At 42.0% G+C, this 25,266-nt stretch carries 27 protein-coding genes and 1 tRNA gene; 25 read left to right on the forward strand and 3 right to left on the reverse strand.

What is annotated here, in order from left to right; genetic code table 11:
- Nucleotides 1-98 precede the first annotated feature (98 nt).
- The 10 genes from TZ91_RS00300 (at nt 99) to pflA (ending at nt 8,814) form a co-directional block, all read left to right on the forward strand.
- Nucleotides 99-398, forward strand: coding sequence for a hypothetical protein (locus TZ91_RS00300; RefSeq protein ID WP_033687300.1), 300 nt, complete (start codon nt 99-101; stop codon nt 396-398).
- Nucleotides 399-410: 12 nt separating this feature from the next.
- A complete protein-coding gene (gene rsmA / locus TZ91_RS00305; RefSeq protein WP_033687301.1) occupies nt 411-1,283 on the forward strand; it encodes a 16S rRNA (adenine(1518)-N(6)/adenine(1519)-N(6))-dimethyltransferase RsmA in 873 nt (290 codons plus the stop codon).
- A 1-nt stretch (nt 1,284) separates the two neighbouring features.
- Nucleotides 1,285-2,163 carry a ribosome small subunit-dependent GTPase A gene (rsgA, locus tag TZ91_RS00310; protein WP_033687302.1) on the forward strand — a complete coding sequence of 293 codons (879 nt, stop codon included), beginning with the start codon at nt 1,285-1,287 and terminating at the stop codon, nt 2,161-2,163.
- A gap of 10 nt (nt 2,164-2,173) precedes the next feature.
- Nucleotides 2,174-2,830, forward strand: coding sequence for a ribulose-phosphate 3-epimerase (rpe, locus tag TZ91_RS00315; protein WP_033687303.1), 657 nt, complete (start codon nt 2,174-2,176; stop codon nt 2,828-2,830).
- Entirely contained in the window at nt 2,793-3,455 is a 663-nt protein-coding gene (locus TZ91_RS00320) for a thiamine diphosphokinase (RefSeq protein ID WP_033687304.1), read from the forward strand. Before rpe ends, TZ91_RS00320 begins: the two co-directional genes overlap by 38 nt.
- 1 nt (nt 3,456) lies before the next feature.
- Nucleotides 3,457-4,713, forward strand: a complete 1,257-nt coding sequence (locus TZ91_RS00325) for a DNA recombination protein RmuC (RefSeq protein WP_033687305.1) — start codon at nt 3,457-3,459, stop codon at nt 4,711-4,713.
- Nucleotides 4,703-5,644, forward strand: coding sequence for a 3'-5' exoribonuclease YhaM family protein (locus tag TZ91_RS00330; RefSeq protein WP_020903082.1), 942 nt, complete (start codon nt 4,703-4,705; stop codon nt 5,642-5,644). Before TZ91_RS00325 ends, TZ91_RS00330 begins: the two co-directional genes overlap by 11 nt.
- A gap of 105 nt (nt 5,645-5,749) precedes the next feature.
- A complete protein-coding gene (gene purR / locus TZ91_RS00335) occupies nt 5,750-6,577 on the forward strand; it encodes a pur operon repressor (protein WP_004238844.1) in 828 nt (275 codons plus the stop codon).
- 66 nt (nt 6,578-6,643) lie between these two features.
- Complete coding sequence (locus TZ91_RS00340) at nt 6,644-7,894, forward strand: diaminopimelate decarboxylase (protein WP_033687306.1); 1,251 nt, start codon at nt 6,644-6,646, stop codon at nt 7,892-7,894.
- 125 nt (nt 7,895-8,019) lie between these two features.
- Complete coding sequence (gene pflA, locus TZ91_RS00345) at nt 8,020-8,814, forward strand: pyruvate formate-lyase-activating protein (RefSeq protein ID WP_033687308.1); 795 nt, start codon at nt 8,020-8,022, stop codon at nt 8,812-8,814.
- A gap of 225 nt (nt 8,815-9,039) precedes the next feature.
- On the opposite strand, the gene yidC is transcribed toward pflA, so the two are convergent.
- Nucleotides 9,040-9,966 (reverse strand): membrane protein insertase YidC, encoded by a 927-nt coding sequence (gene yidC / locus TZ91_RS00350; RefSeq protein ID WP_033687375.1) that lies wholly within the window; start codon nt 9,964-9,966, stop codon nt 9,040-9,042.
- A 78-nt stretch (nt 9,967-10,044) separates the two neighbouring features.
- Nucleotides 10,045-10,323, reverse strand: a complete 279-nt coding sequence (locus TZ91_RS00355) for an acylphosphatase (RefSeq protein ID WP_033681252.1) — start codon at nt 10,321-10,323, stop codon at nt 10,045-10,047.
- Nucleotides 10,324-10,356: 33 nt separating this feature from the next.
- On the opposite strand from TZ91_RS00355, the gene TZ91_RS00360 reads away from it, so the two are divergent.
- From TZ91_RS00360 to TZ91_RS00410, 11 genes are all read left to right on the forward strand, one after another.
- Nucleotides 10,357-11,097, forward strand: a complete 741-nt coding sequence (locus tag TZ91_RS00360) for a TrmH family RNA methyltransferase (protein WP_033687310.1) — start codon at nt 10,357-10,359, stop codon at nt 11,095-11,097.
- A gap of 54 nt (nt 11,098-11,151) precedes the next feature.
- Nucleotides 11,152-11,835: a Bax inhibitor-1/YccA family protein gene (locus tag TZ91_RS00365; protein ID WP_033687311.1), complete on the forward strand. Its 684-nt coding sequence runs from the start codon at nt 11,152-11,154 to the stop codon at nt 11,833-11,835.
- Nucleotides 11,836-11,945: 110 nt separating this feature from the next.
- Nucleotides 11,946-12,938: an aspartate--ammonia ligase gene (asnA, locus tag TZ91_RS00370; RefSeq protein ID WP_033687313.1), complete on the forward strand. Its 993-nt coding sequence runs from the start codon at nt 11,946-11,948 to the stop codon at nt 12,936-12,938.
- Nucleotides 12,939-13,002: 64 nt separating this feature from the next.
- On the forward strand, nt 13,003-13,542 hold the full coding sequence (rsmD, locus tag TZ91_RS00375) for a 16S rRNA (guanine(966)-N(2))-methyltransferase RsmD (protein ID WP_033687314.1): 540 nt from the start codon (nt 13,003-13,005) through the stop codon (nt 13,540-13,542).
- On the forward strand, nt 13,532-14,020 hold the full coding sequence (coaD, locus tag TZ91_RS00380; RefSeq protein WP_033687315.1) for a pantetheine-phosphate adenylyltransferase: 489 nt from the start codon (nt 13,532-13,534) through the stop codon (nt 14,018-14,020). The genes rsmD and coaD overlap by 11 nt, the downstream gene beginning before the upstream one ends.
- On the forward strand, nt 14,004-15,041 hold the full coding sequence (locus TZ91_RS00385; protein WP_033687316.1) for a SepM family pheromone-processing serine protease: 1,038 nt from the start codon (nt 14,004-14,006) through the stop codon (nt 15,039-15,041). Before coaD ends, TZ91_RS00385 begins: the two co-directional genes overlap by 17 nt.
- Nucleotides 15,042-15,098: 57 nt before the next feature.
- Nucleotides 15,099-15,329: a DUF1146 family protein gene (locus tag TZ91_RS00390; protein ID WP_000250399.1), complete on the forward strand. Its 231-nt coding sequence runs from the start codon at nt 15,099-15,101 to the stop codon at nt 15,327-15,329.
- A gap of 23 nt (nt 15,330-15,352) precedes the next feature.
- Complete coding sequence (murA, locus tag TZ91_RS00395) at nt 15,353-16,636, forward strand: UDP-N-acetylglucosamine 1-carboxyvinyltransferase (RefSeq protein ID WP_033687318.1); 1,284 nt, start codon at nt 15,353-15,355, stop codon at nt 16,634-16,636.
- Nucleotides 16,629-16,817 (forward strand): DNA-directed RNA polymerase subunit beta, encoded by a 189-nt coding sequence (locus TZ91_RS00400; protein ID WP_033687376.1) that lies wholly within the window; start codon nt 16,629-16,631, stop codon nt 16,815-16,817. The genes murA and TZ91_RS00400 overlap by 8 nt, the downstream gene beginning before the upstream one ends.
- 38 nt (nt 16,818-16,855) lie before the next feature.
- Complete coding sequence (gene endA, locus TZ91_RS00405) at nt 16,856-17,680, forward strand: DNA-entry nuclease EndA (protein ID WP_033687320.1); 825 nt, start codon at nt 16,856-16,858, stop codon at nt 17,678-17,680.
- A 267-nt stretch (nt 17,681-17,947) separates the two neighbouring features.
- Entirely contained in the window at nt 17,948-19,279 is a 1,332-nt protein-coding gene (locus tag TZ91_RS00410) for a hemolysin family protein (protein WP_020903091.1), read from the forward strand.
- A 196-nt stretch (nt 19,280-19,475) separates the two neighbouring features.
- Here the strand turns inward: TZ91_RS00410 and TZ91_RS00415 are convergent.
- Nucleotides 19,476-19,546: transfer RNA gene (locus TZ91_RS00415), tRNA-Cys, on the reverse strand.
- A gap of 161 nt (nt 19,547-19,707) precedes the next feature.
- On the opposite strand from TZ91_RS00415, the gene TZ91_RS00420 reads away from it, so the two are divergent.
- From TZ91_RS00420 to TZ91_RS00435, 4 genes are all read left to right on the forward strand, one after another.
- Complete coding sequence (locus TZ91_RS00420; RefSeq protein ID WP_033687321.1) at nt 19,708-21,696, forward strand: peptide ABC transporter substrate-binding protein; 1,989 nt, start codon at nt 19,708-19,710, stop codon at nt 21,694-21,696.
- A gap of 66 nt (nt 21,697-21,762) precedes the next feature.
- Complete coding sequence (locus tag TZ91_RS00425) at nt 21,763-23,259, forward strand: ABC transporter permease (RefSeq protein WP_000759915.1); 1,497 nt, start codon at nt 21,763-21,765, stop codon at nt 23,257-23,259.
- The gene (oppC, locus tag TZ91_RS00430; protein ID WP_000103691.1) at nt 23,259-24,185 is read left to right on the forward strand and encodes an oligopeptide ABC transporter permease OppC; all 927 of its coding nucleotides are present in this window, start codon (nt 23,259-23,261) and stop codon (nt 24,183-24,185) included. The genes TZ91_RS00425 and oppC overlap by 1 nt, the downstream gene beginning before the upstream one ends.
- Before the next feature lie 8 nt (nt 24,186-24,193).
- Nucleotides 24,194-25,261, forward strand: a complete 1,068-nt coding sequence (locus TZ91_RS00435) for an ABC transporter ATP-binding protein (protein ID WP_000159550.1) — start codon at nt 24,194-24,196, stop codon at nt 25,259-25,261.
- Nucleotides 25,262-25,266 lie beyond the last annotated feature (5 nt).

A 25,266-nucleotide genomic window follows, 5' to 3' on the forward strand; every position in this document is an offset into this window, starting at 1 on the left:
AAATGTAAGGGGAATGTGTTACAATAGTAGTAAGTAGATTTATGTCAGGGGATTCACTTTGATAATATTTAAATAGATGTTTACAAGGAAAGAGTGAAATGAAAATACGAGTTGATAGAGATTCTGTCTGTATGGGTGATGATGTTTTCTCTCATCAGATGGATCTTGATGTCCCGGAGGATATGACAGTTGAGGAGTTTTGTAGTTTTCTTCAAAAGGACAGATATCTGCCTAGATTGGATACGGAATGGCTTCTACGACATGGTGGAAAGACAATAACAAGTTATAATACAGAAACAAAAGAATTGACGAATCCAAATGTTTCTTTAACAGAGCTCATTTATCAGAGTTCAGGAGACAATGAGTTTGTTTGGATAATAAAACGCCGTTTACACTAGAAAAGAGAATAGATGAGAATTGCAGATTATAGCGTGACCAAGGCAGTGCTGGAGCGTCACGGTTTTACTTTTAAAAAGTCCTTTGGGCAAAATTTCTTGACGGATACCAATATTTTACAAAAAATCGTGGATACGGCTGAGATTGATGACCAGGTTAATGTCATCGAAATCGGGCCAGGGATTGGTGCCTTGACAGAATTTTTGGCTGAGCGTGCAGCTCAAGTCATGGCCTTTGAGATTGACCACCGTTTGGTACCGATTTTGGCAGATACCTTGCGTGATTTTGACAATGTGACAGTGGTTAACGAGGACATTCTCAAGGTCGATTTGGCGCAGCATATCCAGAATTTTAAAAATCCTGACCTGCCAATTAAGGTAGTAGCCAACTTGCCTTACTACATCACGACGCCTATTCTCATGCACTTGATTGAGAGCGGGATTCCTTTTAGTGAGTTTGTGGTCATGATGCAAAAAGAGGTAGCTGACCGCATTTCCGCTCAACCGAATACCAAGGCTTACGGTAGCTTGTCGATTGCGGTGCAGTATTACATGACTGCCAAGGTTGCTTTCATCGTGCCTCGTACGGTCTTTGTGCCAGCGCCAAACGTGGACTCTGCTATTTTGAAAATGGTGCGTCGTCCAGAACCAGCCGTAGCAGTGGAAGACGAGAACTTCTTCTTTAAGGTTTCTAAGGCTAGTTTCACTCATCGCCGTAAAACCTTGTGGAACAATTTGACAGGTTACTTTGGCAAGACTGAGGAAGTTAAGGACAAGCTGACCAAGGCTTTGGACCAAGCAGGCTTGTCACCAAGTGTGCGTGGAGAAGCTCTCAGCTTGACAGAATTTGCCAGTCTAGCAGACGCGCTTAAAGGGCAAGGACTATAAGATGCAGGGACAAATTATTAAGGCTTTGGCAGGCTTCTACTATGTAGAGAGTGATGGCCAGGTCTATCAAACACGCGCGCGTGGGAATTTCCGTAAAAAAGGCCATACACCCTATGTTGGGGACTGGGTCGATTTTTCTGCCGAGGAAAATTCAGAAGGCTATATCCTCAAGATTCATGAACGGAAAAATAGTCTGGTCCGTCCACCCATTGTCAATATTGACCAAGCTGTGGTAATCATGTCTGTCAAGGAACCGGACTTCAACAGCAATTTGCTGGATCGGTTCTTGGTTCTTTTGGAACATAAGGGCATCCATCCCATCGTCTATATTTCTAAAATGGATTTGCTGGAAGATCGGTCAGAACTGGATTTTTACCAGCAGACCTATGGTGACATTGGTTACGATTTTGTGACTAGTAAAGAAGAACTTTTGCCTTTGTTAACAGGAAAAGTGACGGTCTTTATGGGGCAGACAGGTGTTGGTAAATCAACTCTTCTCAATAAAATCGCACCAGACCTCAATCTTGAAACAGGAGAAATTTCAGACAGTCTGGGTCGCGGGCGCCACACTACTCGAGCAGTTAGTTTTTATAATCTCAATGGAGGTAAAATCGCAGACACACCAGGTTTTTCATCCTTGGATTATGAAGTATCAACGGCTGAAGACCTCAATCAGGCCTTTCCAGAGATTACCACTGTCAGTCGAGACTGCAAGTTCCGCACTTGTACCCACACCCATGAGCCGTCTTGCGCAGTTAAGCCAGCTGTTGAAGAGGGTATCATTGCGTCCTTCCGTTTCGATAACTACCTGCAATTCCTCAGTGAGATTGAAAATCGCAGAGAAACCTATAAAAAAGTCAGCAAAAAAATTCCAAAATAAGGAGAAACCTATGTCTCAATACAAGATTGCTCCGTCAATTCTGGCAGCAGATTATGCCAACTTTGAACGTGAAATCAAACGCCTAGAAGCAACTGGGGCAGAATATGCCCATATCGATATCATGGATGGGCACTTTGTGCCACAAATCAGTTTTGGTGCAGGTGTGGTCGAAGCTCTTCGCCCTCATAGCAAGATGGTCTTTGACTGCCACTTGATGGTAGCTAATCCAGAGCATCATTTAGAAGACTTTGCGCGTGCAGGTGCCGATATCATCAGCATCCATGCGGAAGCAACGCCTCATATTCATGGCGCCCTTCAAAAAATTCGTTCACTCGGAGTTAAGCCTTCAGTCGTTATCAATCCTGGCACACCAGTTGAAGCCATCAAGCACGTCCTTCATCTAGTTGACCAAGTTTTAGTCATGACAGTTAACCCAGGCTTTGGTGGGCAAGCCTTTCTACCAGAGACTATGGATAAGGTCCATGAGTTGGTTGCTCTTCGTGATGAAAAAGGCTTGAACTTTGAAATCGAAGTGGATGGCGGGATTGATGATCGAACTATTGCTCAGGCTAAAGCAGCTGGTGCGACCGTTTTTGTAGCAGGATCCTATGTCTTTAAGGGAGATGTCAATGAGCGAGTACAAACTCTCAGAAAACAACTGGACTAGGGTTGCCGTTTTTGCAGGAGGAGACCGCGGTCACTACCGGACGGACTTTGATAGTTTTGTCGGTGTGGATCGAGGCTCGCTTTGGGTTTTGGAAGAAAACCTTCCTCTTGCTCTAGCAGTTGGAGATTTTGATTCTGTAACTGCAGAAGAACGACAGGTGATTCAAAAAAGTGCCCAGCATTTTGTCCAAGCCCGACCAGAAAAGGATGATACTGATCTGGAATTGGCTCTCTTGACCATCTTTGAACAAAATCCTCATGCTCAAGTCACTATTTTCGGTGCTCTTGGTGGTCGTATTGACCACATGCTGGCCAATGTCTTTCTGCCTAGCAATCCCAAGTTAGCACCCTATATGAGCCAGATAGCGATTGAGGATGGGCAAAACTTGATTACTTATTGTCCAGAAGGGACCAGTCAGCTACATCCCCGTTCAGACTACGACTATCTTGCTTTTATGCCGGTTCGGGATAGCCAGCTGACCATTCTTGGAGCCAAGTATGAGTTGACTGAGGAAAATTTTTTCTTTAAAAAAGTGTACGCTTCTAACGAATATATAGATAGGGAAGTGTCGGTGACTTGCCCAGATGGCTATGTGGTCGTGCTACATAGTAAGGACAGGAGGTAGAATGGAAAGTTTACTTGTTCTATTATTGATTGCCAACCTAGCTGGCCTCTTTCTGATTTGGCAAAGACAGGATAAGCAGGAAAAACATCTCAGTAAGAGCTTGGAGGATCAGGCAGATCACTTGTCAGACCAGTTGGATTACCGCTTTGAACAAGCCAGACAAGCCAGTCAGTTGGATCAAAAAGATTTGGAAGTGGCTGTCAGCGACCGTTTGCAAGAAGTGCGAATCGAGTTGCACCAAGGCTTAACTCAAGTCCGTCAAGAAATGACAGAGAATCTCTTGCAAACCAGGGATAAGACTGACCAACGTCTTCAATCCTTGCAGGAATCAAATGAGCAACGTTTGGAGCAGATGCGCCAAACGGTCGAGGAAAAACTAGAAAAGACATTGCAGACGCGCTTGCAGGCTTCCTTTGAGACAGTTTCCAAACAACTGGAGTCGGTCAATCGTGGCCTTGGAGAAATGCAGACAGTTGCCCGCGATGTTGGAGCCCTCAATAAGGTTCTCTCAGGAACCAAGACGCGAGGGATTCTGGGAGAATTGCAACTGGGGCAAATCATCGAAGACATCATGACCCCTGCCCAGTACGAACGAGAATACGCAACGGTTGAAAACTCTAGTGAACGAGTGGAGTACGCCATCAAGTTACCCGGACAAGGCGATCAGGAATACGTCTATCTACCAATTGACTCTAAGTTTCCACTGGTAGATTATTACCGCCTAGAAGAAGCATATGAAGCAGGTGACAAGGATGAGATTGAACGCTGTCGTAAGTCGCTCCTAGCCAGCGTCAAACGCTTTGCCAAGGATATCAGGAACAAGTACATAGCACCGCCTCGAACGACCAATTTTGGAGTTTTGTTTGTGCCAACAGAAGGTCTCTACTCAGAAATCGTCCGCAATCCGGTCTTCTTTGATGACTTGAGACGGGAGGAGCAGATTATTGTCGCAGGTCCCAGTACCCTATCAGCCCTTCTTAACTCCCTATCAGTTGGCTTCAAAACTCTAAATATCCAAAAGAGTGCCGACCATATCAGTAAGACTCTTGCCAGTGTTAAGACCGAGTTTGGTAAGTTTGGTGGCATTCTGGTCAAGGCACAAAAACACCTCCAACATGCCTCTGGCAATATTGATGAATTATTGAACCGTCGTACTACAGCTATCGAGCGTACGCTCCGTCACATTGAGTTGTCAGAAGGTGAGCCTGCGCTTGATCTACTCCATTTCCAAGAAGATGAGGAAGAATATGAAGATTAGTCACATGAAAAAAGATGAGCTATTTGAAGGCTTTTATCTAATCAAATCAGCTGACCTGAGGCAAACTCGAGCTGGGAAAAACTATCTAGCCTTTACTTTCCAAGATGATAGTGGCGAGATTGAAGGGAAGCTCTGGGATGCCCAACCTCATAACGTTGAGGCCTTTACTGCTGGTAAGGTTGTCCACATGAAAGGGCGCCGAGAAGTTTATAACAACACCCCTCAAGTCAATCAAATTACTCTCCGCCTGCCTCAACCTGGCGAACCCAATGATCCAGCTGATTTCAAGGTCAAGTCACCAGTTGATGTCAAGGAAATCCGTGACTATATGTCGCAAATGATTTTTAAAATTGAAAATCCTGTTTGGCAACGGATTGTCCGAAATCTCTACACCAAGTACGACAAGGAATTTTACTCCTATCCAGCAGCCAAGACCAACCACCATGCCTTTGAAACGGGTTTGGCTTTCCACACTGCAACCATGGTGCGTTTGGCAGATGCTATTAGCGAAGTTTATCCTCAGCTCAATAAGAGCCTACTCTATGCGGGGATTATGCTGCATGACTTGGCTAAGGTCATCGAGTTGACGGGACCAGACCAGACCGAGTACACAGTGCGAGGCAATCTTCTTGGCCATATCGCTCTGATTGATAGTGAAATTACTAAGACAGTGATGGAACTTGGCATCGATGATACCAAGGAAGAAGTCGTTTTGCTTCGTCACGTCATCCTTAGTCACCATGGCTTGCTTGAGTATGGAAGTCCAGTCCGTCCACGCATTATGGAAGCAGAGATTATCCATATGATTGACAATCTGGATGCTAGCATGATGATGATGTCAACAGCTCTTGCTTTGGTGGATAAGGGAGAGATGACCAATAAAATCTTCGCTATGGACAATCGTTCCTTCTATAAACCAGATTTAGATTAATAATTTAAGAAAAATGAGCATTTTTTAGGATAAGAATGTTCGTTTTTTTATGTGAATATGGTATAATAGATAAAATATCAAAATTAAATGAAGTAGGAAATAGAAATGAAATTAAGAAGAAGTGATCGGATGGTTGTCATTTCCAACTATTTGATTAATAATCCTTATAAACTAACTAGTCTCAATACTTTTGCTGAAAAGTATGAATCTGCTAAATCATCCATCTCAGAGGATATCGTTATTATCAAACGCGCCTTTGAGGAAATTGAAATCGGTCATATCCAGACAGTAACTGGTGCTGGTGGTGGTGTCATTTTCACACCATCAATCTCAAGCCATGATGCCAAGGAAATGGTTGAGGACTTGCGTGCCAAGTTGTCAGAAAGTGACCGTATCTTGCCAGGTGGCTATATCTACTTGTCAGATTTGCTTAGCACACCAGCCATCTTGAAAAATATTGGTCGTATTATTGCCAAGAGCTTTATGGACCAAAAAATCGACGCGGTTATGACCGTAGCGACTAAGGGTGTGCCACTTGCAAATGCAGTTGCCAATGTCCTCAATGTTCCTTTTGTTATTGTGCGCCGCGATCTGAAAATTACCGAAGGTTCAACTGTCAGCGTCAACTATGTATCCGGTTCAAGTGGTGACCGCATCGAGAAAATGTTCCTTTCAAAACGTAGTCTCAAGGCAGGCAGCCGTGTCTTGATTGTGGATGACTTCTTGAAAGGTGGCGGAACTGTCAATGGGATGATCAGCCTCTTGCGTGAGTTTGATTCAGAATTGGCAGGTGTAGCGGTCTTTGCGGATAATGCTCAAGAAGAACGCGAAAAGCAGTTTGACTACAAGTCACTCTTGAAGGTAACCAATATTGATGTCAAGAACCAAGCCATCGATGTTGAGGTTGGCAATATCTTTGACGAAGATAAATAAGAGATAGAACTAAAGGTTGGAACGATTGTCCCAGCCTTTCTTTGCAAATAGAATAGAAGGAAACTTATGAAAACACCATTTATCAATAAAGAAGACTTAGAAAAGATTGTTGCCGAGTTCCCGACACCTTTTCACTTGTATGATGAGAAGGGGATTCGTGAGAAGGCAAGAGCCGTCAACAAAGCATTTTCGTGGAACAAGGGCTTTAAGGAATATTTTGCAGTTAAGGCTACTCCAACCCCAGCTATTTTGAAAATTCTCCAAGAGGAAGGCTGTGGCGTGGACTGCTCTAGTTATGTAGAACTTTTGATGAGCCATAAACTGGATTTCCCTGGTTCTGAGATTATGTTCTCTTCTAATAATACGCCAGACAAGGAATATGCCTATGCGCGTGAATTGGGTGCGACCATTAACTTGGATGCTTTTGAAGATATTGAACATCTAGAGCGTGCAGCAGGCATTCCAGAAATTATCTCTTGTCGTTACAATCCTGGAGGCGTTTTTGAACTGGGGACAGACATTATGGACAATCCTGGAGAAGCCAAGTTTGGCATGACCAAGGACCAGCTCTTTGAAGCCTTTGCCATCTTGAAGGAAAAAGGAGCTAAGACTTTTGGGATTCACTCCTTCCTAGCGTCCAATACCGTGACCCATCTCTATTATCCAGAGTTGGCTCGTCAGCTTTTTGAATTGGCTGTTGAAATCAAGGAAAAGTTGGGCATTTCGCTAGAGTTTATCAATCTTTCTGGCGGTATTGGTGTCAATTATCGTCCAGACCAGGAGCCGAACGATATCGCCTTGATTGGTGAGGGAGTTCGTAAGGTTTATGAAGAAGTTCTTACGCCAGCAGGTCTTGGTCAGGTCAAGATTTTTACCGAATTGGGTCGTTTTATGTTGGCACCTCACGGTGCTTTAGTCACAAGAGTGACTCATAAGAAAAAAACCTACCGTACCTATCTAGGTGTGGATGCATCAGCAGTCAACCTCATGCGTCCAGCTATGTACGGAGCTTACCATCATATTACTAACGTGACCCATCCAGATGGACCAGCTGAAGTAGTAGATGTGGTTGGTTCACTCTGTGAAAACAATGATAAATTTGCAGTGAATCGCGAACTGCCTCATACAGAAATCGGTGATTTGCTGGTAATTCATGATACAGGTGCTCACGGTTTTTCAATGGGCTACCAGTACAACGCCAAACTTCGTTCTGCGGAAATCCTCTATACCGAAGAAGGTAAAGTCCGTCAAATCCGCCGTGCAGAGCGCCCTGAGGACTACTTTGCAACCTTGTATGGCTTTGATTTTGAAGAATAAAATGATAAGTAATTGAAAATGAAATTGAAAAACAGATTGCTTTCTAAAAAATAGGCAAAAATCTTGTTTTTCCTTCAAGTCATGATATAATAAAACTATAAAACGTTTTCAAGGAAGGTAACGATATGTCTGAAGAAACAATTGATTATGGACAAGTGACAGGAATGGTGCATTCGACAGAAAGCTTTGGGTCAGTAGATGGGCCTGGTATTCGCTTTATTGTCTTTTTGCAGGGCTGTCACATGCGTTGCCAGTATTGCCACAACCCGGACACTTGGGCTATGGAGTCCAATAAGTCACGTGAACGGACGGTAGATGATGTCTTGACAGAGGCCTTGCGCTACCGCGGTTTCTGGGGAAATAAGGGCGGTATTACAGTCAGTGGAGGAGAAGCCCTCTTGCAGATTGATTTCCTGATTGCCCTCTTCACCAAGGCTAAGGAACAAGGAATCCACTGTACCTTGGATACCTGTGCCCTTCCTTTCCGTAATAAACCACGTTACCTTGAGAAGTTTGACAAACTCATGGCTGTCACTGACTTGGTCCTCTTGGATATCAAGGAAATCAACGAAGAACAGCACAAGTTTGTCACTAGTCAAACCAATAAAAATATCTTGGCTTGTGCCCAGTATCTATCAGATATTGGAAAACCTGTCTGGATTCGCCACGTGCTAGTTCCAGGATTGACAGATAGAGATGATGACTTGATTGAACTTGGGAAGTTTGTCAAGACCCTTAAAAATGTTGATAAGTTTGAAATTCTACCTTATCACACCATGGGAGAATTCAAATGGCGTGAATTGGGAATTCCTTATTCCCTCGAAGGAGTTAAACCACCAACAGCAGACCGCGTCAAGAACGCTAAAAAACTCATGGATACCGAAAGTTACCAAGACTATATGAAACGTGTACATGGATAAAAAGAAGCCTGATGGAAACATCGGGCTTTTGATACTCAATGAAAATCAAAGAGCAAACTAGGAAGCTAGCCGCAGGCTGCTCAAAACATGGTTTTGAGGTTGTGGATAGAACTGACGAAGTCAGTAACATATATACGGCAAGGCGAAGCTGACGTGGTTTGAAGAGATTTTCGAAGAGTATGACTTGCAAAAAAGACTTAGCAAACTAGCTAAGCCTTTTTCTTCTTATCTCGAACGTTGTTTTCCAGCGTTGCGATTTTTGTGTTTTTTCTTGCTTGTGATAGCAGTTGGTTGTTCAGGGGTAACGTCTTTTCGTCCATTTGGTGTTGAGAAAGCACGTGCTTTTGGTGGATTCTTAGCCAATTCTTCACGGACTTTTTTGCGAAGTTTTGGACGAACGATATAGTTGACGATAAACTGTTGGAGAATCATCATGAAACCACCGACAACCCAGTAAAGTGTGACGCTGGCTGGTGAGAAGAGGGAGAAGACGACAATCATGAGTGGGCTCATGTAAATCATTTTCTTAATTTGTTCTCTTTGCATTTCATCTTCTACTCCGTGAAGTGAAAGGAGCGATTGAAGATAGTAAAGAATACCAGCACAGGCAACTAAAATCATACTTGGAGACCCTAGAGGAATTCCTAGGTAGCTTGCTTGAGCAACACCTTCAGTATGTTGGGCAGCAAAGTAGATAGCTGAGAAGAAAGGCATTTGAAGGAGGATAGGGAAACATCCTACACCACCAAACATGCTGATGCCGTGCTCTTTTTGAGCGGCAAAGAGAGCTTGTTGGGCTTCGAGTTTTTCTTCTTGAGTTGTTGCTTCTTTGAGACGTGTTTGGTGTGGCTCAAGGACGTGCTTGAGGGCATTCATCTTTTCAGAGTGAAGCGTCGCCTTCCATGATTGGTAGATACCAAGTGGCAAGATAATCAAGCGCACGATAATGGTTACGATGATGATAGCAACACCAAAACCAAGTCCCTTGTCATTGGCGAAGTACTTGATAGCTTCAGCCATAGGCGCTCCGATAGTATTCCAAACCAATCCTGTTGGCTGACCTGTTGCCTTATCGACATTGACACAGCCAGTTAAGACTAGCAACATAGCCACTCCCATAGCTGAGAGGGCAAAACGTTTAATAGCTTTCAATTTGTTCATTCCTTCTTTTAAAAATAATACCTTTCTATTCTACTGTTTTTTTACAAAATATACAATAGTTCTAGAGACCTAATTTGCGATTTTAAAGTCAGGGTAGGGAGGAAAGTTGCTCAGTTTGACATCTAAGTAGCTGACTTTTGAAAAAGGTGTGGGTCCTTTTCGGATTTCTTGGATAAATTTTGCCATGATAGTTGATGAGTCTGCTTGGGCTAAGATTTCGACTGTGCCATCGTCGTTATTCCATACCCGACCTGTGATGCCACCAATTTCAAGCGCCAAGCTGTAAACACCCCAACGAAAGCCGACTCCCTGCACTCTGCCTTGGGCAATCATTCTAACCTTTTGCATAACAAACTCCTTTGATTGTGTTATAATATTTCTATGACTATTATAACCTCAAAAGCCAATTCTGTGGTAAAAAATGCCAAGAAATTACACCAAAAAAAATACCGCAAGTCTGCCTATTTGATTGAAGGATGGCACTTGTTTGAAGAAGCTGTTCAAGCTGGGGTAACGATTGAGAAGATCTTTGCCCTAGAAACTTACCGAGAACAGTTAGCCTCGTTTCCGCAAACTGTCTGGGTATCAGAGGATATTTTGCTAGATTTGGCAGATTCTCAGACTCCACAGGGAATTGTTGCCGTCGTTCAAAAAGAAGAAGTAGGGCAAGCTGATTTTAGTCAGGGCAAGTTCTTATTTTTGGAAGATGTGCAAGATCCTGGTAATGTGGGAACCATCATTCGGACTGCGGATGCAGCAGGCTTTACAGGAGTGATTGTTTCAGATAAATCGGCAGATATCTACAGTCTCAAGACCCTTCGTTCTATGCAAGGCAGTCATTTCCACCTGCCCATTTACCGGATGTCGAGCCAAGCGCTTCTTAAGGCAGCCAAAGAAGCAGTTATCCCAGTGCTAGCAACAACCCTATCTAAAGATTCTGTTGATTACAGAGAACTGCCTTCTATAGAAAATTTTGTACTAGTTATGGGAAATGAGGGTCAAGGAATTAGTCCCCTCATGGCTGAAAGTGCAGACCAGTTGGTCCATATTAGTATGAAGGGGCAGGCTGAGAGTCTGAATGTTGCAGTTGCAGCAGGTATTTTAATTTTCCATTTAAGCTAATTTTAACTTTCTTTGTTATAATCAAGGAAAGATGTTCATAGAAAAGGAGAAATGATGAATCACACTACTATTCATGACCGCGCAGGTCTCAATCAATTTTACGCTAAGGTTTATGCCTTTGTTGGTCTGGGAATCGGACTATCTGCTTTGGTATCAGGTCTTATGTTGACGGTCTTTCAGTCTCAGTTGGTTTACTTTTTGATGCAGGGGCGTCTCTGGTTGACCATTGCTACTTTTGCGGAGTTGGCCTTGGTTTTCGTTGCCAGTAGTATGGCTTCAAAGAATAGCCCAGCGGCTCTTCCAGTATTTTTGCTTTACTCAGTATTAAATGGCTTTACCCTCAGTTTTGTGGTGGCCTTCTATACTCCAGGTACGGTTTTGTCTGCCTTTGTATCAAGCGCCCTTCTCTTCTTTGTCATGGCAGCAGTTGGTATGTTCACCAAGAAAGACTTGAGCGGGCTTGGTCGAGCGATGATGGCGGCTCTTATCGGTTTGCTGATTGCCATGGTAGTTAATATTTTCTTGGCTAGTGGTTTCTTTGATTATATGATTAGCGTAGCCATGGTTTTGGTTTTCTCAGGGCTGATTGCTTGGGACAACCAAAAAATTCGCTATGCCTATGAGCAATCACAAGGTCGTGTAGCGACAGGTTGGGTTGTGTCAATGGCTCTTAGTATCTATCTTGATTTTATCAATCTTTTCCTAAGTATTCTACGTATCTTTGGTCGCAATGACTAGAAGGTCCCTAACATCAGTGTTCGAAGGAGCACTGATTTTTTCGTATTTGCTCTTTCCTTTTCTTGGAAATAGGTGTATAATGCTTTTAACTAATTTTTGAGGAGTAGTTTATGAAGAAAAGTTTTATTCATCAACAAGAAGAGATTTCCTTTGTCAAAAACACTTTTACCCAGTATTTGAAAGATAAGTTAGAAGTTGTCGAAGTTCAAGGTCCTATCTTGAGTAGGGTCGGCGATGGTATGCAGGACAACTTATCAGGTGTGGAGAATGCCGTATCGGTCAAGGTTCTCCAAATCCCTGATGCTACTTATGAAGTGGTGCACTCACTTGCTAAATGGAAACGTCATACTTTGGCCCGTTTTGGTTTCGGTGAGGGAGAGGGTCTTTTTGTCCACATGAAGGCCCTTCGTCCAGACGAAGATTCGCTGGATGCGACCCACTCTGTTTATGTTGACCAGTGGGACTGGGAGAAAGTTATCCCAAATGGTAAGCGTAACATCGCTTATCTAAAAGAAACAGTTGAGAAGATTTACAAGGCTATTCGTCTTACTGAGCTAGCTGTTGAAGCCCGCTATGACATCGAATCAATCTTGCCAAAACAAATCACTTTTATCCACACAGAAGAGTTGGTAGAACACTACCCAGACTTGACACCAAAAGAGCGTGAAAATGCTATTTGTAAAGAATTTGGAGCAGTCTTCTTGATCGGTATCGGTGGTGAATTACCAGACGGTAAACCGCATGATGGACGTGCACCAGACTACGATGACTGGACAAGTGAGTCTGAAAATGGCTACAAGGGTCTAAATGGTGATATTCTTGTCTGGAATGAGTCTCTGGGTGGAGCCTTTGAGTTGTCTTCTATGGGAATCCGTGTAGACGAAGAAACGCTTCGCCGTCAGGTTGCCATCACAGGTGATGAAGACCGTTTAGAATTGGAATGGCACAAGGCTTTGTTGAACGGCCTATTCCCATTGACAATCGGTGGGGGAATTGGACAATCTCGGATGGCCATGTTCCTACTTCGCAAGAAACACATCGGAGAAGTGCAAACAAGTGTTTGGCCTCAAGAAGTCCGCGATACTTACGAAAATATTTTGTAGAGAATCGAACCGCAAGGTTCGGTTTTCTTTCTCTTTTCGCCCATAATTTGGTATAATAAACGGTATGAAAATCGTATCAGGAATCTATGGGGGACGTCCCCTCAAGACACTAGAAGGCAAGACGACAAGACCTACTTCGGATAAGGTTAGGGGAGCCATTTTTAACATGATTGGTCCCTATTTTGAAGGTGGACGGGTCTTGGACCTGTATGCAGGTAGTGGTGGTTTATCTATCGAAGCAGTATCGCGTGGCATGTCTAGCGCTGTTTTGGTGGAACGAGACCGTAAGGCTCAGGCTATCGTGGCTGAAAATATTCAGATGACCAAGGAAGTTGGAAAATTTCAACTCCTTAAGATGGATGCAGAAAGGGCATTGGAACAGGTATCTGGGGAATTCGACCTCATTTTCTTAGACCCTCCTTATGCCAAGGAACAAATCGTAGCAGATATTGAAAAAATGGCTGAGAGGGAGCTTTTTTCTGAAGATGTCATGGTCGTGTGTGAGACGGATAAGACCGTTGAACTTCCAGAAGAAATTGCCTGTCTTGGTATCTGGAAGGAAAAGATTTATGGAATTAGTAAGGTGACAGTCTATGTCAGATAAGATTGGCTTATTCACAGGCTCATTTGATCCGATGACAAATGGGCATCTGGATATCATTGAACGGGCTAGCAAACTTTTTGATAAGCTCTATGTAGGTATTTTTTTTAATCCCCACAAACAAGGATTTCTCCCTCTTGAAAATCGTAAACGAGGGCTAGAAAAGGCTTTGAAACATTTGGAAAATGTTGAAGTTGTGTCTTCTCATGATGAATTGGTGGTTAATGTCGCAAAAAGACTGGGGGCTACTTTCTTAGTTCGAGGCTTGAGAAATGCGTCGGATTTGCAATATGAAGCCAGTTTTGATTACTACAACCATCAGCTGTCTCCTGACATAGAGACCATTTATTTACATAGTCGACCTGAACATCTCTATCTCAGTTCATCCGGTGTTAGAGAGCTTTTGAAGTTTGGTCAGGATATTGCTTGCTATGTTCCTGAGAGTATTTTGGAGGAAATAAGAAATGAAAAAAAAGATTAGATGGCCCTTATATGTCATTGCGGCCTTAATTGTGACTTTCTTGGCATTTGTAGTGCCCTTGCCCTATTATATAGAGGTTCCAGGTGGTTCGGAAGATATTCGCCAAGTCCTTAAAGTCAATGACACAGAAGATAAGGAAGCTGGTGCCTATCAATTCGTTACGGTTGGTGTCCAACATGCCACTTTAGCTCATATGATTTATGCATGGTTGACGCCTTTTACAGATATTCGTAGTGCTCAGGAGACTACAGGTGGCTCTTCCGATGTTGAATTTATGCGGATCAATCAATTCTACATGCAAACATCGCAAAACATGGCCAAGTATCAAGGGTTAAAAACAGCTGGTAAAGATATCGAACTCAAATATCTTGGGGTTTATGTTTTGACTGTGACGGATAATTCGACCTTTAAAGGGATTCTTAACATCTCTGATACGGTCACAGCAGTCAATGATCAGACCTTTGATAGTTCCAAAGATTTGATTGATTATGTCAATTCTCAAAAACTAGGGGACTCCGTCAAGGTCACCTATGAAGAGGATGGGCAAACCAAGTCTGCAGAAGGTAAGATTATCACCTTGGAAAATGGCAAAAATGGGATTGGAATCGGTTTGATTGACCGTACGGAAGTGACCAGTGATGTCCCAATTCGCTTTTCAACAGCTGGTATCGGTGGTCCAAGTGCAGGTCTCATGTTTAGTCTGGCCATCTATACTCAAATAGCTGACCCTGGTCTTCGTAATGGTCGTATCGTTGCCGGTACAGGTACCATTGATCGCGATGGGAATGTGGGGGACATTGGAGGTATTGATAAGAAAGTTGTTGCTTCGGCTAGAGAAGGTGCTGCTATTTTCTTTGCCCCGGATAACCCTGTTAGCGAAGAAGAACAAAAAGCGCATCCTGATGCTAAAAACAACTACCAAACAGCCCTGGAAGCAGCTAGAACAATCAAGACAGATATGAAAATTGTTCCCGTTAAAACCCTACAAGATGCAATTGATTACTTGAAAAACAATCCCTAGTTTTTAAGTGAAGTTTCCAAACTAGCGCACAAACAGAGAAGATGGTATAATAGTCAAATGGTTCAATTATTATTCACTCTAAGCAGTCACATGCTCTTTATTTATGTGAGTTTTTACCTTTTAAAGAATCTTGTTAGATGGGAAAAAGTCTTAAAAGTAACAGCTGAGAACACAGGAAAAGTTCGTTTACTAGTAGCCTTTTTCAGCATTGTAATGGGATATATCATGAGTTCTTTCTTTATCAGTCTGTATCAGTTGTGGCAAGAAGCGCTTAGAGGATTATTATAAAATCAAGAGTAAAGGAAATAAGTATGGAAAAAATTGTGGTTCAAGGTGGCGATAATCGTCTGGTAGGAAGTGTTACGATTGAAGGAGCAAAGAATGCAGTCTTGCCCTTGTTAGCAGCGACTATTCTGGCAAGTGAAGGAAAGACCGTCTTGCAGAATGTTCCTATCTTGTCAGATGTTTTCACCATGAATCAGGTGGTTCGTGGTTTGAATGCCAAGGTGGATTTTGATGAGGAAGCTCATCTTGTCGAGGTGGATGCGACTGGCAATATCACAGAGGAGGCTCCCTACAAGTATGTTAGCAAGATGCGCGCATCCATCGTTGTCTTGGGACCAATTCTTGCTCGTGTAGGTCATGCCAAGGTATCCATGCCAGGTGGTTGTACGATTGGTAGCCGCCCTATTGATCTTCATTTGAAAGGTTTAGAAGCCATGGGGGCTAAGATTAGTCAGACGGCTGGTTATATCGAAGCCAAGGCTGATCGCTTACATGGAGCTCATATCTACATGGACTTCCCAAGTGTTGGTGCAACGCAGAACTTGATGATGGCAGCGACCCTAGCTGATGGGGTGACAGTGATTGAAAATGCTGCGCGTGAGCCTGAGATTGTTGACCTAGCCATTCTCCTTAATGAAATGGGAGCTAAGGTTAAGGGTGCTGGTACAGAGACCATTACCATTACCGGTGTTGAGAAACTTCATGGTACGACTCACAATGTAGTCCAAGACCGTATCGAAGCAGGAACTTTTATGGTAGCTGCTGCTATGACTGGTGGTGATGTCTTGATTCGAGACGCTGTCTGGGAGCATAACCGTCCCTTGATTGCCAAATTGCTTGAAATGGGAGTGGAAGTGACAGAGGAGATTGAAGGAATTCGAGTTCGCTCTCAACTAGAAAATCTAAAAGCTGTTCATGTGAAAACCTTGCCCCACCCAGGATTTCCAACAGATATGCAGGCTCAATTTACAGCCTTGATGACCGTCGCAAAAGGGGAATCAACTATGGTGGAGACAGTTTTCGAAAATCGTTTCCAACATCTAGAAGAAATGCGTCGCATGGGCTTGCACTCTGAGATTATCCGTGATACAGCTCGTATTGTTGGTGGTCAACCTTTGCAGGGGGCAGAAGTTCTTTCAACTGACCTTCGTGCCAGTGCAGCCTTGATTTTGACAGGTTTGGTAGCACAAGGAGAAACTGTAGTTGGTAAATTGGTTCACTTGGATAGAGGTTACTACCGTTTCCATGAGAAGTTGGCGCAGCTAGGTGCTAAGATTCAGCGGATTGAGGCAAGTGATGAAGATGAATAAGAAATCAAGCTACGTAATCAAGCGTTTACTTCTAGTCATTTTGGTACTGTTTTTGGGTGCTCTAGCCCTAGGAATCGGCTTAATGGTAGGTTATGGAATCGTGGGCAAGGGTCAAGATCCATGGGCTATCCTGTCTCCAGCAAAATGGCAGGAATTGATTCATAAATTTACAGGAAATTAGGCTGGAGAACCAGTCTTTTTCTAGAGATAAGGAGAAAAATGGATAAAAAAACAAGACAGACACTGATCGGACTGCTAGTGTTATTACTCTTATCTGCGGGAAGCTATTATATCAAGCAGATGCAGTCGACAGCTAATAGTCCCAAAACCAAGCTTAGTCAGAAAAAACAAGCGTCTGAAGCTCCTAGTCAAGAATTGGCAGAGAGTGTCTTAACAGACGCAGTCAAGAGTCAAATAAAAGGGAGCCTGGAGTGGAATGGCTCAGGTGCTTTTATCGTCAATGGCAATAAAACAAATCTAGATGCCAAGGTTTCAAGTAAGCCTTACGCTGATAATAAAACAAAGACAGTGGGCAAGGAAACAGTGCCAACCGTAGCAAATGCCCTCTTGTCTAAGGCTACTCGTCAGTACAAGAATCGTGAAGAAACTGGGAATGGTTCGACTTCATGGACTCCTCCAGGCTGGCATCAGGTTAAGAATCTAAAGGGTACTTATACCCATGCGGTCGATAGAGGTCACTTGTTAGGCTATGCCTTAATCGGTGGCTTGGATGGTTTTGATGCCTCGACAAGCAATCCTAAAAACATTGCTGTTCAAACAGCCTGGGCAAATCAGGCTCAAGCCGAGGATTCGACTGGTCAAAACTACTATGAAAGCATGGTACGTAAGGCCTTGGATAAAAACAAGCGTGTCCGTTACCGTGTAACCCTTTACTACGCTTCGAACGAGGATTTAGTTCCTTCAGCTTCACAGATTGAAGCTAAGTCTTCAGACGGAGAATTGGAATTTAATGTTCTAGTTCCCAATGTTCAAAAAGGGCTTCAACTGGATTACCGAACTGGAGAAGTGACTGTTACTCAGTAAAATACAAAATAAACTCCTATGTCACTTGTGGATATAGGAGTTCTTTCTTACTAGTTTAAGCAGAGCTACAATAGACACTGATACTCAATGAAAATCAAAGTGTAAACTAGGAAGCTAGTCGCAGGTTGCTCAAAGCACGGCTTTGAGATTGCAGATAAAGCTGACGTGGTTTAAAGAGATTTTCGAAGAGTATGAGAAAAAATAATATGTACTGGACTATATTTTGTGATATAATAAAGGATAAGATACTATTTTAGGAGAAGAACTATGGAAGACCCAAGTAGTCAGAATTTGTTGCTACAATTTGTTTTATTGTTTATCTTGACGGTGTTAAATGCCTTTTTCTCAGCCACAGAAATGGCCATGGTGTCACTAAATCGTGCGCGGGTTGAACAAAAGGCAGAAGAAGGAGATAGACGCTATATCCGTCTGCTGAAGGTACTAGAAAATCCTAACCACTTTTTATCAACCATTCAAGTAGGGATTACCCTGATTACAATCTTATCAGGGGCGAGTTTGGCAGAAACTCTGGGACGAGAAATTGCATCTTGGCTTGGAAATGGCGAAACAGCTTATGCCGTAGCAAGTTTTCTATCTTTAGCATTTTTGACTTATATTTCCATCGTTTTTGGGGAATTATACCCTAAGAGAATCGCTCTTAATCTAAAGGATGCCTTGGCGATTCGTACAGCGCCAGTTATCATTGGGCTTGGGAAACTAGTTAGTCCCTTTGTTTGGCTCTTATCTGCATCTACCAATCTCTTGAGTCGCTTGACTCCGATGACCTTTGACGATGCTGACGAAAAAATGACCCGTGATGAAATTGAGTACATGTTGACAAATAGTGAAGAAACACTAGATGCTGACGAAATTGAGATGTTACAAGGGATTTTTTCACTAGATGAACTGATGGCCAGAGAAGTCATGGTTCCTCGAACGGATGCCTTTATGGTCGATATTCAGGATGATAGTCAAACCATCATCCAAAGTATTTTAAAACAAAATTATTCTCGTATCCCTGTCTATGATGGAGACAAGGATAACGTGATTGGAATCATTCACACCAAGAGTCTCCTTAATGCGGGCTTTGTGGACGGTTTTGACAATATTGTTTGGAAGAAAATCTTACAAGATCCACTTTTTGTTCCTGAAACTATTTTTGTGGATGACTTATTAAAAGAACTGCGCAATACTCAAAGACAAATGGCAATCTTGCTAGATGAATACGGTGGGATGGCTGGTTTGGTGACCCTGGAAGACCTCTTAGAGGAAATCGTTGGGGAAATCGATGACGAAACAGATAAGGCTGAAATCGAAGTTCATAAAATTGGAGAAGATACTTATATTGTTCAAGGTACCATGAATCTCAATGATTTTAATGACTACTTTGATGTTGAACTGGAAAGTGATGACGTTGATACCATCGCTGGTTATTATTTGACAGGAGTTGGGACCATTCCAACGACTGAGAGACTCAGTTATGAATTAGTCAGCCAAAACAAACAACTTATCCTAACCAATGATAAGGTGAAAAATGGACGTGTTACCAAGGTAAAAGTCCAAATTACCGAAGTTGAAATAGAAGAAGAAACAGAGTAAACTAGAGGCTTTTGTCACCAGGCGTGACAAAGCTTTTTTCAGTTGATTTCAAAAGGAAATTGTGTCCTCGAAAAACTCAGCCCCAAACTTGCCTCAAAAGTTTTTTAAAGTTATACGTATTTATTCAAGGAAAAAGAAAAAAGCCCTTTAAATTGGGCTTTCTGTTTAAATGAAACCTGATAAATCAAGTTAAAGAAGGCGGTAGACGGATTTGAACCGACGATCAAGCTTTTGCAGAGCCGTGCCTTACCACTTGGCTATACCGCCTTAACGTTTATTATTATACCTTGAAAATGATTTTCAGTCAATAGCTTTTTCAGATTTTTTGTATCAATAAGCCTAAATATTCTGAAAATTCGTTTACTTTTCTTGAAATCTATGATATAATTGATGATAACCTATACTTTATTTATAAGAGGAGTAAATAAATGAAAAAAAGTCAAGTGCTTGCTGTAGCGGGAGCTACCTTATTAGCGTCAGGAGTTCTAGCTGCGTGTTCAAACACTAGTTCAAATAATGCTAAACTAGCAAAAGATTACCAATATGTTTATCAAACAGATCCAGAAACCTTGGATTATATCGTCAGCAATATCGATTCAACATCATTCGTCACAACAAATGCTGTAGATGGTTTGTTGGCTAATGATAAATATGGTAACCTGGTTCCTTCTATTGCTGAATCATGGACAGTTTCAAAAGATGGTTTGACTTATACCTATAAAATCCGTAAGGATGCTAAATGGGTGACAGCAGAGGGAGAAGAATACGCTCCTGTAACTGCTAAAGACTTCGTTACTGGTTTGAAACACGCCGTAGATGGAAAATCAAAAGGACTTTCAATCGTTAGCTCTTCTATTAAGGGATTAGAAGCCTATATCAAGGGTGAAACAAGCGATTTTTCAACCGTTGGAGTAAAAGCGCTTGATGATCAAACACTAGAATATACTTTGAACCAGCCAGAAACTTTCTGGAATGACAAGACCACTAGTGGTATTTTGATGCCGGTTAATGAAGAATTCTTAACTTCAAAAGGTGAAGGTTTTGGTGCCCCAACCGATGCTAACTCTATTCTTTATAACGGTCCATTTGTCTTAAAATCTGTAACTCCAAAATCATCTATCGAGATGGCTAAAAATGATGCTTACTGGGACAAAGAAAATGTAAAAATTGAGAACGTTAAGTTCACTTTCTGGGATGGTAAGGACCAAGATGTGATTGCTAAAGGTTTTGCTGATGGTCAATATAGCAAGGCTCGTATCTTCCCTACAAGTTCTACATATGAAAAATATGCAGCTGACTTTAAAGATAACATTTACTTTAATGAACCAGGAGCGGGTGTTGCAACTGTCAGCTTGAATTATGGCCGTACAACCTATAACCACACTGCCAAAACAAGTGATACCCAAAAGACATCTACTCAGAAAGCATTGCTAAACAAGGAATTCCGTCAAGCCTTGAACTTTGCTGTCGATCGCAATTCTTACTCAGCTCAAACAAATGGTACTGATGGAGCTGCAGTAGCCATCCGTAATACGTTTGCACCTTATAATCTTCAAGTTGGTAAGAAAACATTTGGTGAATTGGTACAAGATAGCTTGGCTAAGACAAATTCTTCTACTTGGTCAAACGTGTCTCTAGCAGATTCTCAAAATGGCCTTTACAATGAAGAAAAAGCGAAAGAAGTCTTTGCTAAAGCCAAATCAAGTCTACAAGCTGAAGGTGTTGAATTCCCAATCCACTTGGATGCCCTGGTTATCCAAGAATCAACAGCGGTTGTAAACCGTGTTCAATCATTGAAACAATCAATTGAAAAAGTATTGGGTTCAGATAATGTTGTTGTAGACTTACAACAAATGACTCAAGCAGAAGCTTTACCAATTTCATTTAGCGCTCCAACAGCTAAAGAGCAAGACTGGGATATCCATACCTTGCTAGGATGGAACCCGGACTATCAAGATCCTTCTACTTTCTTGGATCAATTCGTCCTTAAGGGAGGAAGCACTCGCCTTTACCTTGGTATTGACCAAAACACAGATGCATCAGTAGTAAGCAAACTTGGTTTAGCTGACTATGGAAAATTACTTGATGACGCAAACAGCGAAAACCAAGATGTTCAAAAACGTTATGAAAAATACGCGGTGGCACAAGCTTGGTTGACTGACAATGCTTTGACAATTCCAGTAATGGCTTCTCCAAAAGAAACAGCCGTTTCATATGTTTCAAAAGTTCTACCATTTAGCTCTTCATATTCAGTAGCCGGCCTTAAAGGTGAAAATGCAGGATACTTGAAGTACACTGAAGTTGGTGAAAAAGCAATCACCAAAGAAGAGTATGAAAAAGCTCGTGAAAAATGGTTGAAAGAAAAGACTGAGTCAAACGAGAAAGCTCAAAAAGAATTGGCAAGTCATGTGAAGTAAATAATTTTCAATAGAACTTTCTCTCCATGAGGAGAAGGTTCTTTTGGGATTTTTAAAGGAAATGATATGAAAAAATATATTTTTATGCGTGTTTTGCGGTCATTGGTTTCTATCTTCTTAGTAACAACCTTGACTTACACGATTATCTATACAATGGTTCCTCGAAAATTGATTTTCAAACAGGATACCAACTATAACAAGATTGCGACAACTGCTGATAAACGTGATAACTATGAGAATACCGTTTATGAGCGTATGGGCTATATCGAGTACTACGATACCAAAGAGTTGCAAGAAAAAGCTAGCCAGATGGATGCTTCTGTAACAGTTGAAGCCAATGATACCAACAAGGCTATCTATGAAAAATACATCAAACAAATCGGTCATGGTTGGACCCTGGGAGAATTTACTGAAAGTGGCCAATTCTACGCTACGCGTGAAATCCCGATTTTTGAACGTGTTTTTCACTTCTATGCTAACTTGATTGACATTGATCATACAAATAAAATTCAAGACCCTGAAAATCCAGACTTGAAACGTTACCTTCGTTTTGAAAACGATCCAGCGATCGGATGGTCCTTGGTCGGTTCAGGAACAAAACACAAATATCTCTTGTACTTCAACAGTCAGTTCCCGTTTGTGCATCAAAACTTTGTGAACATTAATTTAGGTGACTCTTATCCAACCTATGCTAATAGCCCTGTTTTACAGGTCATTACTCAAGGACAAGGGCAAACAAAAACATCTCAAGTTCAGTTCCCAACAGGTAAGAAAACTTCTTCTGTAAATATTTACTCAAGAACCTACAAATCGCCTAGTCAGGCTGATTCTCGTGAAGTAGCTAACTATGGGAAAGATGACCCATATACTGCAACTGAAAGCAACTACCAATATCCTTCTATGATTGCTAGCTCTGCAGTCGTTGGATTGATTGGTTTGGTGATTTCTTATGCGATTGCCGTGCCACTTGGTTCAGCTATGGCTCGCTTCAAGAATACTTGGATTGATAGCTTCTCAACAGGGTTTTTGACCTTCTTGATGGCCCTTCCAACCATTGCCTTGGTTTACATTGTTCGTTTGATTGGATCATCAATTGGTCTTCCAGATTCATTCCCTATTTTGGGTGCTGGAGATTGGCGTTCGTATGTTTTACCAGCAGTGATTCTTGGTTTGTTGGGTGCTCCTGGTACAGCTATTTGGATTCGTCGTTACATGATTGACTTGCAATCACAGGACTTTGTTCGTTTTGCTCGTGCCAAAGGTTTGTCTGAAAAAGAAATTTCAAACAAACACATCTTTAAAAATGCCATGGTTCCGCTGGTTTCAGGAATTCCTGGTGCCGTTATCGGGGTTATTGGTGGTGCAACCCTTACTGAAACAGTCTTCGCCTTCCCAGGTATGGGTAAAATGTTGATTGACTCTGTAAAAGCATCTAATAACTCTATGGTCGTTGGTCTTGTCTTCATCTTTACATGTATTTCTATCTTCTCACTTCTTTTGGGAGATATTTGGATGACTATTATTGACCCACGTATTAAATTGACTGAGAAAGGAGGCAAATAATGTCTACAATCGATAAAGAAAAATTTCAGTTTGTAAAACGTGACGATTTTGCCTCTGAAGCTATTGATGCGCCAGCTTATTCATACTGGGGTTCAGTGTTTAGACAATTTATGAAGAAGAAATCAACTGTAGTCATGTTGGGAATCTTGGTAGCTATCATTTTGATGAGTTTCATCTACCCAATGTTTTCTAAGTTTGATTTCAATGATGTCAGCAAGGTAAACGACTTTAGTGCTCGTTATATCAAGCCAAATGCTGAGCATTGGTTCGGTACAGACAGTAACGGTAAATCTCTTTTTGACGGTGTCTGGTTCGGAGCTCGTAACTCTATCCTCATTTCTGTGATTGCGACAGTAATTAACTTGGTTATCGGTGTTTTTGTCGGTGGTATTTGGGGAATTTCAAAATCAGTTGACCGCGTGATGATGGAAGTTTATAACGTCATCTCAAACATCCCATCTCTTTTGATTGTCATTGTCTTGACTTACTCAATCGGAGCTGGATTCTGGAATCTGATTTTTGCCATGAGTGTGACGACATGGATTGGGATTGCCTTCATGATCCGTGTGCAAATCTTGCGTTATCGTGACTTGGAATACAACTTGGCGTCACGTACTCTGGGAACACCAACCTTGAAGATTGTTGCCAAAAATATCATGCCTCAATTGGTATCTGTTATTGTGACAACCATGACTCAAATGCTTCCAAGCTTTATCTCATACGAAGCCTTCTTGTCATTCTTCGGTCTTGGATTACCAATTACCGTGCCAAGTTTGGGTCGTTTGATTTCGGATTATTCACAAAACGTAACAACCAATGCTTACTTGTTCTGGATTCCATTGACAACTCTTGTCTTGGTATCCTTATCCCTTTTCGTAGTTGGTCAAAACTTAGCGGATGCTAGTGATCCACGTACACATAGATAGGAGTAGAAATGACAAAAGAAAAAAATGTAATTTTGACTGCTCGCGATATTGTCGTGGAATTTGACGTTCGTGACAAAGTATTGACAGCCATTCGCGGCGTTTCCCTTGAACTAGTTGAAGGAGAAGTATTAGCCTTGGTAGGTGAGTCAGGATCAGGGAAATCTGTTTTGACAAAGACATTCACAGGTATGCTTGAAGAAAACGGTCGCATTGCCCAAGGTAGTATTGACTACCGTGGTCAAGATTTGACAGCTTTATCTTCTCACAAGGATTGGGAACAAATTCGTGGCGCTAAGATTGCGACTATCTTCCAAGATCCAATGACTAGTTTGGACCCAATTAAAACAATTGGTAGTCAGATTACAGAAGTTATTGTAAAACACCAAGGAAAAACAGCTAAAGAAGCGAAAGAATTGGCGATTGACTACATGAATAAGGTTGGGATTCCAGACGCAGATAGACGTTTTGATGAATACCCATTCCAATATTCTGGAGGAATGCGTCAACGTATCGTTATTGCGATTGCCCTTGCCTGCCGACCTGATGTCTTGATCTGTGATGAGCCAACGACTGCCTTGGATGTGACTATCCAAGCACAGATTATTGATTTGCTAAAATCTTTACAAAACGAGTACCATTTCACAACAATCTTTATCACCCACGACCTTGGTGTGGTAGCAAGTATTGCGGATAAGGTAGCGGTTATGTATGCAGGAGAAATCGTTGAGTATGGAACTGTTGAGGAAGTCTTCTATGACCCTCGCCATCCATATACATGGAGTCTCTTGTCTAGCTTGCCTCAGCTTGCTGATGATAAAGGGGATCTTTACTCAATCCCAGGAACACCTCCGTCACTTTATACTGACCTGAAAGGGGATGCCTTTGCCTTGCGTTCTGACTATGCAATGCAGATTGACTTTGAACAAAAAGCTCCTCAATTCTCAGTATCAGAGACACATTGGGCTAAAACTTGGCTACTTCATGAGGATGCTCCAAAAGTAGAAAAACCAGCTGTGATTGCAAATCTCCATGATAAGATCCGTGAAAAAATGGGATTTGCCCATCTGGCTGACTAGGAGGA

The organism is Streptococcus mitis (assembly GCF_000960025.1).
Lineage (GTDB): Bacteria > Bacillota > Bacilli > Lactobacillales > Streptococcaceae > Streptococcus > Streptococcus mitis_DH.